Source organism: Gordonia polyisoprenivorans NBRC 16320 = JCM 10675, assembly GCF_000241325.1.
GTDB lineage: Bacteria > Actinomycetota > Actinomycetes > Mycobacteriales > Mycobacteriaceae > Gordonia > Gordonia polyisoprenivorans.
The window spans coordinates 85913-99393 of sequence record NZ_BAEI01000087.1 but is presented as its reverse complement, the minus strand read 5'-3'; the positions used below and the strand labels follow the sequence as shown (position 1 = coordinate 99393).

14 protein-coding genes are annotated in these 13481 nt (G+C 67.4%); 10 read left to right on the top strand and 4 right to left on the bottom strand.

Features of this window, described 5'->3' with window-relative positions; all coding sequences use genetic code 11:
* The first annotated feature begins 13 nt into the window (after positions 1 to 13).
* Both GOPIP_RS24015 and GOPIP_RS29615 read left to right on the top strand, forming a co-directional pair.
* Positions 14 to 1312 (top strand): aldehyde dehydrogenase (NADP(+)), encoded by a 1299-nt coding sequence (locus GOPIP_RS24015; protein WP_306304200.1) that lies wholly within the window; start codon positions 14 to 16, stop codon positions 1310 to 1312.
* A complete protein-coding gene (locus GOPIP_RS29615) occupies positions 1309 to 1884 on the top strand; it encodes an FAD-dependent oxidoreductase (RefSeq protein ID WP_006372433.1) in 576 nt (191 codons plus the stop codon). Before GOPIP_RS24015 ends, GOPIP_RS29615 begins: the two co-directional genes overlap by 4 nt.
* A gap of 31 nt (positions 1885 to 1915) precedes the next feature.
* Here the strand turns inward: GOPIP_RS29615 and GOPIP_RS24005 are convergent, their stop codons facing one another.
* Together GOPIP_RS24005 and GOPIP_RS24000 are read right to left on the bottom strand one after the other, a co-directional pair.
* On the bottom strand, positions 1916 to 2464 hold the full coding sequence (locus GOPIP_RS24005) for a hypothetical protein (RefSeq protein ID WP_006372432.1): 549 nt from the start codon (positions 2462 to 2464) through the stop codon (positions 1916 to 1918).
* A 146-nt stretch (positions 2465 to 2610) separates the two neighbouring features.
* Complete coding sequence (locus GOPIP_RS24000; protein ID WP_014358837.1) at positions 2611 to 3027, bottom strand: hypothetical protein; 417 nt, start codon at positions 3025 to 3027, stop codon at positions 2611 to 2613.
* Positions 3028 to 3174: 147 nt separating this feature from the next.
* Here GOPIP_RS24000 and GOPIP_RS23995 point away from each other — a divergent pair, with 147 nt between their 5' ends.
* Genes GOPIP_RS23995 through mnhG form a run of 6 tightly spaced genes read left to right on the top strand, consistent with a single transcriptional unit; the run spans position 3175 to position 9742 of the window.
* Complete coding sequence (locus tag GOPIP_RS23995; protein WP_006372430.1) at positions 3175 to 6093, top strand: Na+/H+ antiporter subunit A; 2919 nt, start codon at positions 3175 to 3177, stop codon at positions 6091 to 6093.
* Positions 6090 to 6746: a Na(+)/H(+) antiporter subunit C gene (locus GOPIP_RS23990; RefSeq protein WP_006372429.1), complete on the top strand. Its 657-nt coding sequence runs from the start codon at positions 6090 to 6092 to the stop codon at positions 6744 to 6746. The genes GOPIP_RS23995 and GOPIP_RS23990 overlap by 4 nt, the downstream gene beginning before the upstream one ends.
* Positions 6743 to 8350 (top strand): Na+/H+ antiporter subunit D, encoded by a 1608-nt coding sequence (locus GOPIP_RS23985; protein ID WP_006372428.1) that lies wholly within the window; start codon positions 6743 to 6745, stop codon positions 8348 to 8350. Before GOPIP_RS23990 ends, GOPIP_RS23985 begins: the two co-directional genes overlap by 4 nt.
* Positions 8347 to 9150: a Na+/H+ antiporter subunit E gene (locus GOPIP_RS23980; protein ID WP_006372427.1), complete on the top strand. Its 804-nt coding sequence runs from the start codon at positions 8347 to 8349 to the stop codon at positions 9148 to 9150. Before GOPIP_RS23985 ends, GOPIP_RS23980 begins: the two co-directional genes overlap by 4 nt.
* Complete coding sequence (locus GOPIP_RS23975; protein ID WP_006372426.1) at positions 9147 to 9410, top strand: monovalent cation/H+ antiporter complex subunit F; 264 nt, start codon at positions 9147 to 9149, stop codon at positions 9408 to 9410. The genes GOPIP_RS23980 and GOPIP_RS23975 overlap by 4 nt, the downstream gene beginning before the upstream one ends.
* Positions 9407 to 9742, top strand: a complete 336-nt coding sequence (mnhG, locus tag GOPIP_RS23970; protein ID WP_006372425.1) for a monovalent cation/H(+) antiporter subunit G — start codon at positions 9407 to 9409, stop codon at positions 9740 to 9742. The genes GOPIP_RS23975 and mnhG overlap by 4 nt, the downstream gene beginning before the upstream one ends.
* Before the next feature lie 244 nt (positions 9743 to 9986).
* Here mnhG and GOPIP_RS23965 read toward each other — a convergent pair whose 3' ends face one another.
* A complete protein-coding gene (locus GOPIP_RS23965; protein WP_006372424.1) occupies positions 9987 to 10598 on the bottom strand; it encodes a TetR/AcrR family transcriptional regulator in 612 nt (203 codons plus the stop codon).
* Between the two features lie 96 nt (positions 10599 to 10694).
* Between GOPIP_RS23965 and GOPIP_RS23960 the strand changes: the two genes are divergently transcribed.
* Together GOPIP_RS23960 and GOPIP_RS23955 are read left to right on the top strand one after the other, a co-directional pair.
* The gene (locus GOPIP_RS23960) at positions 10695 to 11885 is read left to right on the top strand and encodes an epoxide hydrolase family protein (protein WP_006372423.1); all 1191 of its coding nucleotides are present in this window, start codon (positions 10695 to 10697) and stop codon (positions 11883 to 11885) included.
* A 29-nt stretch (positions 11886 to 11914) separates the two neighbouring features.
* Positions 11915 to 12334, top strand: a complete 420-nt coding sequence (locus GOPIP_RS23955; protein ID WP_244421210.1) for a hypothetical protein — start codon at positions 11915 to 11917, stop codon at positions 12332 to 12334.
* Between the two features lie 4 nt (positions 12335 to 12338).
* On the opposite strand, the gene GOPIP_RS23950 is transcribed toward GOPIP_RS23955, so the two are convergent.
* Complete coding sequence (locus GOPIP_RS23950; protein ID WP_006372421.1) at positions 12339 to 13469, bottom strand: glutamate--cysteine ligase; 1131 nt, start codon at positions 13467 to 13469, stop codon at positions 12339 to 12341.
* Between the last annotated feature and the right edge of the window lie 12 nt (positions 13470 to 13481).

Genomic DNA, 13481 nt, shown 5'->3' with positions numbered 1-13481 from the left:
ACACGGCGAGGAACTGATCGACCTGGCCGCCGAGGAGTCCCATCTACCCCTCGGACGCCTGCGCGGCGAACTCGTCCGCACCACCTTCCAACTGCGCTATCTCGGCGAGTACGTCGCCGCCGGCCGGCACCTCGATCCGATCGTCGATCACGCCGACCCCGACTGGCCGATGGGCGCCCCGCGGCCCGATCTGCGCCGCACGCACCTACCGCTGGGTGTTGTCCTCAACTTCGCGGCGGGCAACTTCCCGTTCGCATTCAGCGTCCCGGGCGGAGACACGGCCTCGGCGCTGGCTGCGGGGTGCCCGGTGGTGGTCAAGATCCATCCCGGCCATCCGCGGCTCTCGGTACGCATCGGCGACCTCATGACGTCCGCCCTGCAGGACGCCGGCGCCCCCGACGGCGTCTTCGGCACGATCTCCGGGGTCGACGCCGGAATCACCGCGCTGACCGATCCGCGGGTACGGGCGGCAACCTTCACCGGCTCCACCCGCGGTGGGCGCGCCCTGTTCGACATCGCGTCGTCGCGTCCGGACCCGATCCCGTTCTTCGGCGAGCTGGGCAGTGTGAACCCGGTGTTCGTCACCGCCGCCGCCGACCGCGCACGCGGCGCCGAGATCGCCGAGCAGTACGTGGCGTCGTTCACCCTCGGCATGGGTCAGTTCTGCACCAGCCCAGGGCTTCTCATCGTCCCCGACGGCTCGGCGACGCATGCCGCCCTCGAGCGGGCCACTCTGCCCGCCCCGGCACCGATGCTCACCGCATCGATGCGCGCGGGCTTCGATCGCGCGGTGGGCGAGGCCACCGCACTCGACGGTGTGAGCACCCTGGCCACCGTCGACGGCGACGACGACCTCACCGCTGCCGTGCAACTGCACCGCACCACCGCGGCACACGTCCTCGACGACCCGGAGACGTTGCTGCAGGAGTGTTTCGGGCCGTCGTCGGTCATCGTGACCTACGCCGATGCCGCCGAACTCACGGCGCTTGCCGACGCACTGCCCGGTCAGCTCACCGCGACGGTACAGGGCGAGGACTCCGACGTCGGCGACGACATGCAGTCACTGATAGGCATTCTCGCTCGCACGGCCGGCCGACTGCTGTGGAATCAGTGGCCGACGGGCGTGTCCGTCACCGACGCACAGCATCACGGCGGCCCGTACCCGGCGAGCACGGCCATCCACACGACCTCGGTGGGCGCCAAGGCAATTGCGCGATTCCTGCGGCCGATCACCTACCAGAACTTCCCCGCCGGACTGCTCCCCCAGGAGCTGCGTCCCGGTGCGGGAGCCGACCCGGAGTCCTTCACATGAAGGCTGTCATCGTCGGTGCGGGCATCATCGGATGCGCTCTGACCCGGGAGCTGGCCCGGCGCGGCCTCGGTGTGGAGGTCATCGATCGCGGCGCGCCCGGCGCCGGAACGACCGCGCACGGCGTGGGTAACGTTCTCGTGTCCGACAAGGGCACTGGCACTGGCACAACTGTCCCAGACGCTATGACCATCCACCATCGACGAGATATGTCGCGCGCACGCCTAACAGCACAACATTTCTCGACACGGCTTACCACCGCGCACTCGATCCCTGACGGCTGGCAGACGTGGCTGGAGGACACCACCGTCGTCTGCCGGTGCGAGGCCACCACCCTGGGGCAGCTGCGTGGTACACACAGCGCCGAGGCGTCGGCACGCGCGACACGCCTGAACACTCGGGCCGGCCTCGGGCCATGCCAGGCACGATTCTGCGGCGCCAACGTCGACGCGATCTGCGGCGAGCGGGCCGCCGACCGCGCGGGTGCCTCCGGCCCACCCGCGGCCACACCGCAGAATCGGGCCATCGCCCAACCGATCCGACTCGGCGAGCTCGCCGGTCACGACGGGAGATAGCCACCGCACGGACCGGGAGCCGCCCGCCGGATCAGCTGGTCTGCGACTGCGTCTGGGTGGGCGCAGCCGTCTGACCGCCCGGCGTCTGACCATTCTGCTGGCCCGGCGTCTGACCGTTCTGGGTTCCACCCGGCATCTGGCCACTGCCGCCACCGGGGAATTGACCGTTGCCGCCGCCCGGCATCTGACCGTTCATGCCACCGCCGTTCATGCCACCGCCGTTCATACCCCCGCCGTTCATGCCACCACCATTTGTGCCGCCGCCCGGGAACTGGCCGTTGCCACCACCGGGGAATTGCTGCTGGGTGGTCGACGACCCGGAGTCGCCGACGACGTAGCCGGCGCCGAAGCCGAGGAGCCCGAATCCCACCGCGAGTCCGATGCCGCCGGCGATGATCGCGTTCTTGGTCTTCGACGGGATCGCCGGGCCGCCCGCTGCCGCGGGCTGGGCTGCTGCCGCGGGCTGGGCCGCCGCCGCGGGTTCGGTTGCCGGAGCGGGCTGGGTCACCGGAGTAGTCGGGGCTTGCCCCTCGTTCGGGTCGGGCACGTGGGCCTCGGTCGTGGTGTCGGGAGCCGACATGAGTCACTCTCGCTTTCGCGGGTCTGCCCGGGGCGCGTCTGACACGCGCAGTCGGGGCCTGATGGAAGTGACTCCACGGTGCCCACGTCCGCTTGGTCGGGACTGCCCGATCCCTGTGAGTCGACTGTGAAAGCGTCGCGGTGGGGCTACGTCGAGATGTGATAGAAGACCGACGTCCCCCCGGCGGCGGCCTGCGAGGTGATGCCGACGGTCACCCAATAGGTCTTGCCGTCCTTGGACGCCGAGAGCCGCACCACGGTTTGTCCGCCCACGCTGTCGCGGCCATCCTCCTGGTAGCCGGCGTCGGTGAGCGCCCGGACGGCCTTGTCGATCGGGTTACCCGCATTCGCCGGCGCCTGCACCACGACATTCCACTCATCGGTGGTGCCGTCACCGGAGATGACGTGCCCGTCGATCAGCGGGACCTGCGACGACGGGAAATCCTTCGGCAGTCCCTCGCGCTGGGCGGGCGCATCGTCGGAGCACCCTGCCGCGAACAGCATCAGCACAGTGGCGACGACCACAGCGAGGACCGTCACCACCACTCTGTCGAACCGGGGCATGCCCGCAACGGTAAGATAGACAACGCCGGTCTCGTCCGGTGACACACCGGGACAGGCGCGTGATCGCGTCTGATCGGCCGTCACCGCGACCGCGATCCGCACCCCCGTGACCACCCCGCCCACCGACCAGAGACGGAGTGCGCCCCCTTGCTCACTGTGCTGATCGCCCTGGCACTGAGCGCGCTCGTGGCACCCGGGATCATCCGCTGGATCGGCACCAAGGGCTTCTACGTCGTCGCGCTGGCCCCGTTCGGTGGGCTGCTCTGGGTGCTGACGCATTGGCCGGATTCCGACCGCGCACCCGAGGTCCAGACGCTGCAGTGGGTGCCGTCGCTGCACATGAACATCGTGATGCGGATGGACTCGCTCGCCGCGATCCTGTCGGTGCTGATCCTCGGCGTCGGCACCCTGGTCCTCTGCTACTGCGCCCACTACTTCGACGACGCGCGACCCCGCGTCGCGGTGTTCGGCGGTGAGATGGTCGCCTTCGCCGCGGCCATGTTCGGTCTCGTCACCAGCGACAACATGCTGGTCCTCTACATCTTCTGGGAGCTGACGACCGTCCTGTCGTTCATGCTCGTCGGCTACTACCGCATCCGTGCGACCTCGCGGCGCTCGGCGACGCAGGCACTGCTGGTGACCACGCTGGGCGGGTTGGCGATGCTCGTCGGCATCATCATGCTCGGCGAACGGACCGGCAGCTACCTGCTCAGCGATCTGCTCGCCCACCCGCCGGCCGCGGGTGTCTACGTCGAGGTCGCGGTGGTGCTGCTGCTCGTCGGTGCCCTGAGCAAGTCGGCGATCGTGCCGTTCCACTTCTGGCTGCCCGGCGCGATGGCCGCCCCCACCCCGGTCAGCGCGTATCTGCACGCCGCGGCGATGGTCAAGGCCGGTATCTATCTCATCGGTCGTCTCGCACCGGCGTTCGCGTCGCTGCCGAGCTGGCAGGTCATGGTCATCGGCCTCGGCTCGTTCACCATGCTCCTCGGCGGCTGGCGCTCGATGCGCGAACTCGACCTCAAGCTCGTGCTGGCCTTCGGCACCGTCTCCCAGCTCGGGTTCATGGCGGTGCTGATGGGTATGGGCGACGCGAACGTGGCGATGGCCGGCTTGGCGATGCTGGTCGCACACGCCCTGTTCAAGGCGTCGTTGTTCATGGTGGTCGGCATCATCGACCACGCCACCGGAACCCGTGACATCCGCAAGCTGGCCCGCCTCGGCCATCGACTGCCGGTACTGGCGGCGATCGCCGCGGTGGCCGGGGCGAGCATGGCGGGGTTGCCGTTCACGCTCGGCTTCGTCGGCAAGGAGACGGCGTTCGGCACCGTCTGGGAGACCGGGTCGCTGCAACCGTGGCAGGCCGAGACCGTCGACATCGTGCTGCTCGTCGGCTCGGTGATCACCTTCGCCTACACGTGCCGCTTCCTCTGGGGCGCGTTCGGACGCAAGGTCCGTAGGCTGCCGACCCGGGCCGTCGCCAAGATGCACCCACCGTCGCCGATGTTCCTGCTCTCGCCGCTGCTGCTGGCCGCGCTGGGCGTCATCGCCGGATTCTGGAGCGGATGGCTCGGCCACTGGTTCGAGCCGTACGCCGAGTCGCTGCCCGCCTACGGTCACGAGCTCGAGCACCTCGCGATGTGGCACGGTTTCGGGTTGCCGGTGGTGTTCTCGGTCATCGTCGTTCTCGGCGGTGCGGTGCTGTTCCTGGTGTTGCGGCGCCTGCGCGATGTGGTGTTCGGGTCGCGCCCGCTGATCAACGCCGACCGCATCTACGACGCCACCCTGCGTGGCGCCGACACGCTGTCGCTGTTGCTGACCCGCAACACCCAGCGCGGCTCGCTGCCGGTGACCCAGGGCGTCATCTTGTCGACGATGATCATCCTGCCCACCGTGATGCTGTTCCTCGGCAACCGGAACACTTTGGAGCCCAACGGTTTCGACTCGATGACGCAAGCCGTGATCGCGGTGATCATGGCAGCGGCGGCGCTGGCGACGGTGATCCTGCGCAATCGGCTCGCCGCGACCCTGGTCGTCGGGGTGACCGGTTACGGATGCGGCATGCTGTTCGCGCTGTACGGTGCCCCCGACCTCGCGCTCACCCAATTCCTGGTGGAGACGCTGACCCTGGTGATCTTCGTGCTGGTGCTGCGCAAGCTGCCTGCCGAACCCGAGCCGCGGCATGCGACCGGGTTCAAACCGCTGCGGGCGGCGATCGGTCTGGCGCTAGGTGTCTCGATCGTGGCGATCGGCATGTTCGCCGCCGCCGCGCGCTCGGCCCAGCCGGTCAGCATCTCGATTCCCGAGGTCGCCTACAAGTTCGGGCACGGCGCCAACGCCGTCAACGTGCTCCTCGTCGACACCCGCGCGTGGGACACCCTCGGCGAGGTGTCGGTGCTGATCGTCGCCGCCACCGGCGTCGCGTCGATGGTGTTCCGTAACCGCCGCTTCGGTGCTGCGCCGCGGGTGGCCGACGCCGCCCGGCACTTCGGAATCACCGATGACGACGACGATCCGATCCCGCCCGACCGCACGACGTGGTTGTTGGGCAGCGAGTTCCGCGACCCGCGCCACCGGTCGATGGTGCTCGAGGCGACCACCCGTCTCATCTTCCCGACGATGGTGGTGCTCTCGGTCTACTTCTTCTACGCCGGCCACAACTCGCCCGGCGGCGGCTTCGCCGGCGGCCTGACGATGGGCTTGGCGCTGGTGCTGCGGTATCTCGCGGGCGGGCGCTACGAGCTCGGTGAGGCGCTACCGGTGGAACCGGGTACCTTCCTCGGCGCCGGACTGCTCATCTCGGCGTCCACCGCGGTCACCTCGATGTTCCTCGGCGCCCCGGCGTTGTCGTCGGCGGTCTTCCAGATCACCGTGCCCGTGCTCGGCGACATCAAGTTCGTCACCGCGCTGCTCTTCGATCTCGGCATCTATCTGATCGTGATCGGCCTGGTGCTCGACGTCCTGCGCAGTCTCGGCGCGCGCCTCGACGTCGAGACCGGTGCCGGCTTCCCGAGCGGACCGCTGCGCCGCCAGGACGCCGGTGAGCGTCCGGGAGGTGCGGGCCGATGAGCGTCAATCTCGGCCTGCTCGTGGTCATCGCGATCATGATCGCCTGCGGTGCCTACCTGCTGATGGAACGCAGCCTGGTGCGGATGTTGCTGGGCCTGCTGGTCGCGGGCAACGGCGTCAACCTGCTGATCCTGGTACTGGCCGGCGGGATGGGCAATCCGCCGATCATGGGCCGCTCCTCCGAGGCCCGCCCGCACGACGCCGATCCGCTCGCCCAGGCGATGGTGCTCACCGCGATCGTCATCACGATGGGTGTGGCCGCGTTCATCCTCGCCATGGTGTACAGGCTGTTCGTGCTCAACCGCGACGAGGACGTCGACGACGACACCGAGGACGTCAAGGTCGCCACCAGCTCCCTGCAGTCGGCCCCGGACCGCGACCGCAGCGACGACCCGGTGACCGGCGCCGACACCAGTGCGGGTGACTTCTTCGACGACGAGGGCAACCCACTCACCGAGGAGGAGTACATCGCGCTGCACCGCGAACGGATCGAAACCGACCTGATGCCCGAGGACGCCGACGTCGTCGACGAACTCGCCACCGATGTCGTCGACGTCATCGAGACCGGCGAGGCCTATGCGGAGCCGGGCGGAAGCGGTACCGGCAATTCCGACGGCACGAGCAGCGATGACTCGGACGGGGGACGTTCATGATCCCCCAGGTCTCGTGGTTCCCGGTGCTCATCACCCTGCCGACACTGACGCCGATGCTCGCGGCAGCTCTCACGTTGCTGCGCGGGCGCAACCCGCTGTTCCAGCGGATCGTGACCGTCTCGGCGCTGATCGTGACACTCGTCGCGTCGTGCATGATGCTCTACCTCACCAATGCGCACGGCACCTACTCGCTGGCGATCGGTGGCTGGGACGACAAGGGGCATCCGAACGGACCGTTCGGGATCACGCTCGTCGTCGATCAGCTCGCGGCGTTGATGCTGGTGGTGGCGACGCTGGTGCTGCTGTGCGTCGTCGTCTACGCGATCGGCCAGGGTATCCGTGACGGTGCGTCCGAACAGCCGGTGTCGGTGTTCCTGCCGACCTATCTGATCCTGTGTGCCGGCGTGTGCAATTCGTTCCTCGCCGGTGACCTGTTCAATCTGTTCGTCTCCTTCGAGGTGCTGCTCGCCGCGAGCTTCGTGTTGCTCACCCTCGGCGCCACCGGCGATCGCGTGCGGGCCGGCGCGTCGTACGTGATGGTGTCGATGGTGTCGTCGCTGATCTTCCTGGTGGGGATCGCCTTCGCCTATGCGACCACCGGCACGCTCAATCTCGCCGAGATGGCGGTACGCCTCGATCACGTCCCCGACGGCACCCGCAACGCGCTGTATGCGGTGCTGCTCGTGGCCTTCGGGATCAAGGCCGCGGTGTTCCCGCTCTCGACATGGCTGCCCGACTCCTATCCCACCGCCCCGGCGCCGGTCACCGCGGTGTTCGCCGGCCTGCTCACCAAGGTCGGTGTGTACGCGATCATGCGTACCCACACCCTGCTGTTCCCCGGCGGATCGATGGATCCGATCCTGCTCGTCGCCGGTCTGCTGACGATGATCGTCGGCATCCTCGGTGCGATCGCGCAGTCCGACATCAAGCGATTGCTGTCGTTCACGCTCGTCAGTCACATCGGCTACATGGTGTTCGGTATCGCCCTGTCCTCCGAGCTCGGGATGAGTGCGGCGATCTACTACGTCGCCCACCACATCCTGGTGCAGACGACGCTGTTCCTCGTCGTCGGACTCATCGAACGGCAAGCGGGGTCGGCGTCGCTGCGCCGGCTCGGCGGGCTGATCGCCAGCCCGGTGCTGGCGGCCCTCTTCTTGATCCCCGCGCTCAATCTCGGTGGTATTCCACCGTTCTCGGGTTTCCTGGGCAAGGTCGCTCTCATCCAGGCGGGTACCGAGAACGGGTCGGTACTCGCGTGGGTACTCGTGGCCGGTTCGGTGGTGACCAGCTTGCTCACCCTCTATGTGGTGGCCCGTATCTGGACCAAGGGATTCTGGCGTCCGCGCGCCGATGCCCCCGAGGGCGAGCTCTCCGACAGCGCACCGTCGGCACTGATCGACGAGAGCGCCGACATCGCCTTCGACGACCGCGAGGACGTCGGCCGCATGCCGATCACGATGGTTGTCCCCACCGCGCTGATGGTCGCCGCCGGGATCGCCCTGACCATCTGGGCGGGCCCGATCTTCGGGTTCACCGACCGCGCGGCGACCGACATCATGAACCGCGACGTCTACATCGGATCGGTGCTCGGGAGTGGCCGATGAGTGAGAAACATGAGAAGCAGCCGCGTGAGACCAGGCCCGACCGCATCGCCCCCGTCAAACCCGTAGGCAAGGGGCCGGTCAAGCGACTGCTGATCAACACCGCCCGCTACTCGGTGCTGTTCTTCGCCTGGACGACGGTCAGCGCGTGGGTGTGGCTGCACAACCGGCTGCGCATCCCGCGGTGGCTGGGCAACGACAGTCGCGAGGCCGCGGTACGCCTGTGGTCGATCGCGTGGCTCACGTTCGTGTGGGTGTTGTTGTGGGGCACCGTCTCCTGGGCGAACATCATCGGCGGCATCGTGTTGGCCGTGGCGATCGGGGTGCTGCTGCCGTTGCCGCGGGTGCCCGTCGAGGGTCGGATCCACCCGTTGACGGTGCTCGCGCTGATCGGTCGGCTCATCGTCGATTTCTTCGTCTCCAGCGCGCAGGTGGCGTGGGTGGCCGTCCGACCGGGCAAGCCTCCGCTCGGCGCGGTGATGCGGGTGCGCGTCGCCATCAAATCCGACATGGTGCTGACGTTGGCCGTGGACTACCTGAACCTGGTCCCCGGGACGATGGTGCTCGAGATCGATCACCGCCGTCGCATGCTCTACGTCCACGTCTTCGATGTGCGCTCGGACAAGAAGGTCCGGCAGTTCTACAAGCAGGTGTCCTTCGTGGAGCGGATGTTCATCAAGGCCTTCGAGCGCGACAGTGAATGGCATCCGAGCCCCTATCACGGCATCGACGACGACTACCACCACGTACGACCCGCCGACCGCGCGAGCGCCCAGGGTCTCGGCGACGGGAGCAGCCGATGACCGTCATGTGGTTCTTCATCGCGATCGCGCTACTCATCTCCGCGGTGCTGGTGATGGCCCGAATCCTGTTGGGGCCCACCACCCTCGATCGGCTGGTCGCGCTCGACGCACTGATCGCCCTGTGCATGTGCGGGCTGGCGGCGTGGACGGCCTACAGCGGCGACACGACGGTGGTGCCGGGCATCGTGGCACTGTCGCTGGTGAGCTTCGTCGGGTCGGTGGCCATCGCCCGTTTCCGAGTTCGGGATGATCAAGCATGATCGCCGACATCGTCAGTGCCGTCTTCCTGACCATCGGAGCGCTCATGGCGGTCACCGCCGCGATCGGCATCCTGCGCTTCCCCGACACACTCTCGCGCATGCATTCGGCGACCAAACCCCAGACGCTGGGGCTGTTGATGATGCTGATCGGTGCGATGGTCAGCATCGGCGGCACGCACGTCGACATGGGCATGCTGGTCCTGGCCGGACTGTTCGCGCTCATCACCGCACCGGTGGTCGCCCACCGTATCGGCCGTCTGGTCTATCAGGAGCAACGCGCCCAGGACGGGCTGATGTCGCGGGACCAGATGGAGCGCGGGGACCGGGACTAGCAGTGAGGCAACGTCACCGCGGGTGGGTGACGATGATCTGCGCCGTCCGCCCGCTCCGCCACTCCACCCTGCGATCGGTGTAAAGCGTCGGCACCCACTCGGCGAGGTGAGCGTTGGCGATCGGCGCGGCACAGTGGGGTCGGGATCAACGGACCAGCGGGACACAACTGTACGAAGGGCATCGAACTTACTGTCTCGCTGACTGCCGAGGCCCGGAGCCAGAGCGGATTGGCAGCTCGGGGGATCACGTCACCGCGCCGATCCCGTCGACGAGTGCGATCGCACGGGCCTCGGGAACACCCAACATCAGCAGACTCGTGATCGCGGCGGCTGCGGCGCCATCCCCGGCTGTGTCACCCCTGGCCGTGTCACCGTCGGCGATGGCGAAGACGGCTCCGTAGGCGACCTGACTCAGCAGGTTCGCAGGCAGGTACCGGGCAAACACACCGGCGTCCTGACCACGCTGGACGAGGTCGGCGAGCCGCTCGTCGATAGGCCCGAGCAGGGCGTGGATCGCTTCGCCGTATTCGCCGCGACGCAACGCCACCAGCACTCGGTACCGATTCACCACCGGCCAGAGCCGGGACACGAATTCCGCCCATGCCGCATCCGCATCAGCGGCGTCGACGTCGGCGAGCACGGCGGTCATCTCGGTCACGGCGCGTCCGGTGAGCGTCCGGATGAGTTCGACCCGGGAGGGGAAGTGGCCGTAGACCGTTCGTCGGACAACGCCTGCCGCCGTGGCGATCTCACCCATGCCGGCATCGGGGTTGGCGCCCAGCACTTCGAGTGCGACGTCGAGGATGCGATCGCGCGTCTCGGCTGTCGAGCGCGCGCGAGAGGAGTCAGGGGCCATCGCACCATGTTTGCACACTGGTGTGCAGTGGAGTACGTTGCACACCAGTGTGCAACGAGACATCTCACTGCACCTCGACGCCCAAGGAGAATGGCCATGGCCGCACTGACACCCACCACACCGCCTACCACTGCGGCCGCCGTACGCCCGGTCACGGTCTCCTTCTCCGATGCCGAGATCGATGATGTGAAGCACCGACTCGCCCGGACCCGATGGCCGGATCCGGAGACGGTTGGCGATTGGTCACAGGGGGTTCGGCTGGAGAATGCCCGGTCCCTGGTCGACCATTGGGAGCACCGCTACGACTGGCAACGCCTCGAAGCCGAGCTCAATCGGTTCCCCCACTTCCTGACCGAGATCGACGGGCTCGACATCCACTTCATCCACGTCCGATCGACCGTTGCGAATGCGATGCCGCTGATCCTGACGCACGGATGGCCGGGCTCGATCATGGACTTCCTGGCGATGATCGGCCCATTGACCGATCCCGAGTCTTTCGGCGGGAACGCCGCCGATGCCTTCGACGTCGTCATCCCTTCCCTTCCCGGGTTCGGGTTCTCCGGCAAACCGAGCACGACCGGGTGGAACGTCTCACACATCGCGAACGCGTGGGCGGAACTGATGAAGCGCTTGGACTACACGGAATGGACTGCGCAGGGCGGTGATTGGGGTGCGGTCGTGACCACCGAACCCGGGGCCATGGCACCAACAGGGCTCCTCGGAATTCACCTGAACACCCAGTATGCCTTCCCCACAACGATTCCCGAGATCCTGTCACCCGACGAGCGTCGCGCCGTGGAGAGCCTCGCTCTCTACGCCGACAACCTCGGCGGGTCAAACCACCTTCAGCGCACCAAGCCCGAGACCGTCGGGTTCGCACTGGCGGACTCCCCCGCCGGACAGGCGGCCTGGATCTACGAGAAGTTCCAATCCAAGACCGACAATCAGGGACTCGCGGAGGATGCCCTCGACGTCGATGACATGCTCGATGTGATTTCGCTCTACTGGCTCACCAACAGTGCGGCATCGTCCGGACGAATCTACTGGGAGAACGGCTCGGCCGGCTTCGCGGGCCCGACGCTGACGCTCCCGGTCGCGGTGACCGTTTTTCCCGCGGACATCCCACGCCTGCCTCGGACGTGGATCGAGGACACCTATCGCAGCCTCGTTCACTATGGCGAAGCCGAACACGGAGGGCACTTTGCCGCGCTCGAACAACCCGAGATCCTGGTCCGCGAGATCCGCGCCGGGCTGCGCAGCCTGCGTTCCTGCCCCCGGCTCAGGTGACGTATCGCACCGAGGTCGCACCAATCCCGTTGAGGAACGCATCGGAGGCATGCGACGCTCGTGTCGCAGCAATCCTGCCGGGGATCACCGGTCCTCTGCCCTCACCGACACTGGCCGAGCACATCGCGCACGACGTCTTCGCCGCCCTCGACCCTCGCTATGCGCGACACCTGAGTCCGATGCGCGTCGACACCCAGACCCGCACCTGGCGGACAGTCGACGGGACCGACGTCGAGATCGTGGTGCAGTGGGCCAAACACATGCACCCCAACGGAACCTACAACTGGGTCACCGTCGGTCCCGGGGGCGCAATCGTCGAGGTGGAACGCGAATCACACTGGGACTACCCAGCCGGACGGCGCGCCACCGAACAGTGGGATCACGACGGGTGGATCGCCGCACGAGAGGGCACCGGACCCCAGTTGGCTGCGCCGAACGCGCTCACGTGAGCCCTCACTCCAGCTCCGACACCACCGAGGCCACCACGTCACGCATGTCGTGGGTCTGTGAGTACACGGCCCGCTGCCGCTGATAACTGGTGCCGCGCTCCGCGATTGCGGCGACCTGCGAGAGTTCGTCGAGGCATCGCAGGTCGGCGGCGACCGGCTCGAGCCGGACCAACAGGTCGGCGAGATCGTCGGTGACCAGCCGCTCGTTGCAACGTGAGTCCAGGATGACGATCGCATCGAGGCCGTAACGTGCTGCGCGCCACTTGTTTTCCTGAACCAACCACGGCGCCATCTGCGGGAGTTCCTCGCCCGCCGACAGCCGGCGGTCGAGATCGACGACGAGACAATGGATCAGCGCGACCACCGCCGAGAGTTCGGTGAGGTTGGTCATCCCGTCGCACACCCGTACCTCGATGGTGCCCAGGTGCGGTGACGGCCGGATGTCCCAGCGGATCTCGTTGATGTGGTCGATGATCCCGGTCGTCTTCTGGTCGGCGACAAACGCCTCGAACTGGCTCCACTTCTCGAACTGGAACGGCAGCCCGGCGGTCGGCAACTGCTGGAACATCATCGCGCGGTTGCTGGCATAGCCGGTGTCCTGGCCCGCCCACATCGGCGACGACGCCGACAACGCCAGCAGATGCGGATAGTAGTTGAGCAACGACGACAAGATCGGTAACACCTTGTCGCGGTGGTCGATACCGACGTGTACGTGCACACCCCAGATGAGCATCTGCCGACCCCACCACTGGGTGCGTTCGATCAGTTCGGCGTATCGATGCCCCTCGGTGAGCAATTGCGTAGACCATTCGGCGAACGGATGAGTCCCTGCGCCGTACAGATCGACACCGAGCTCGTCGACCACGCCGCGCACCGCGTCCAGGGTGTGCGAAAGGTCGGCGACCGCCTCGGCGGTGGTGTTGCAGATGCCGGTGACGAGCTCGACGGTGTTGCGCAGCAGTTCCTTGTGCACCTTGCCGTCCAACCCCGGGAACCGTGCGCCGACCTCGGTGAACAGATCCGCCGCCGTGTTGGACAGATCGCCGGTGACCTTGTCGGTCAACGCGAACTCCCACTCCACCCCGAGCGTCGGGGTCGGCGAACCGCGGAATCCGATGAGGGTGTTGACCGGCATCAGTTCAGTCCA

Coding starts and splice junctions, on each gene's coding strand:
- GOPIP_RS29615 (WP_006372433.1), top strand. CDS start 1,309: ATGAAGGCTGTCATCGTCGGTGCGGGCATCATCGGATGCGCTCTGACC.
- GOPIP_RS24005 (WP_006372432.1), bottom strand. CDS start 2,464: ATGTCGGCTCCCGACACCACGACCGAGGCCCACGTGCCCGACCCGAAC.
- GOPIP_RS24000 (WP_014358837.1), bottom strand. CDS start 3,027: ATGCCCCGGTTCGACAGAGTGGTGGTGACGGTCCTCGCTGTGGTCGTC.
- GOPIP_RS23990 (WP_006372429.1), top strand. CDS start 6,090: ATGAGCGTCAATCTCGGCCTGCTCGTGGTCATCGCGATCATGATCGCC.
- GOPIP_RS23985 (WP_006372428.1), top strand. CDS start 6,743: ATGATCCCCCAGGTCTCGTGGTTCCCGGTGCTCATCACCCTGCCGACA.
- GOPIP_RS23980 (WP_006372427.1), top strand. CDS start 8,347: ATGAGTGAGAAACATGAGAAGCAGCCGCGTGAGACCAGGCCCGACCGC.
- GOPIP_RS23975 (WP_006372426.1), top strand. CDS start 9,147: ATGACCGTCATGTGGTTCTTCATCGCGATCGCGCTACTCATCTCCGCG.
- mnhG (WP_006372425.1), top strand. CDS start 9,407: ATGATCGCCGACATCGTCAGTGCCGTCTTCCTGACCATCGGAGCGCTC.
- GOPIP_RS23965 (WP_006372424.1), bottom strand. CDS start 10,598: ATGGCCCCTGACTCCTCTCGCGCGCGCTCGACAGCCGAGACGCGCGAT.
- GOPIP_RS23960 (WP_006372423.1), top strand. CDS start 10,695: ATGGCCGCACTGACACCCACCACACCGCCTACCACTGCGGCCGCCGTA.
- GOPIP_RS23950 (WP_006372421.1), bottom strand. CDS start 13,469: ATGCCGGTCAACACCCTCATCGGATTCCGCGGTTCGCCGACCCCGACG.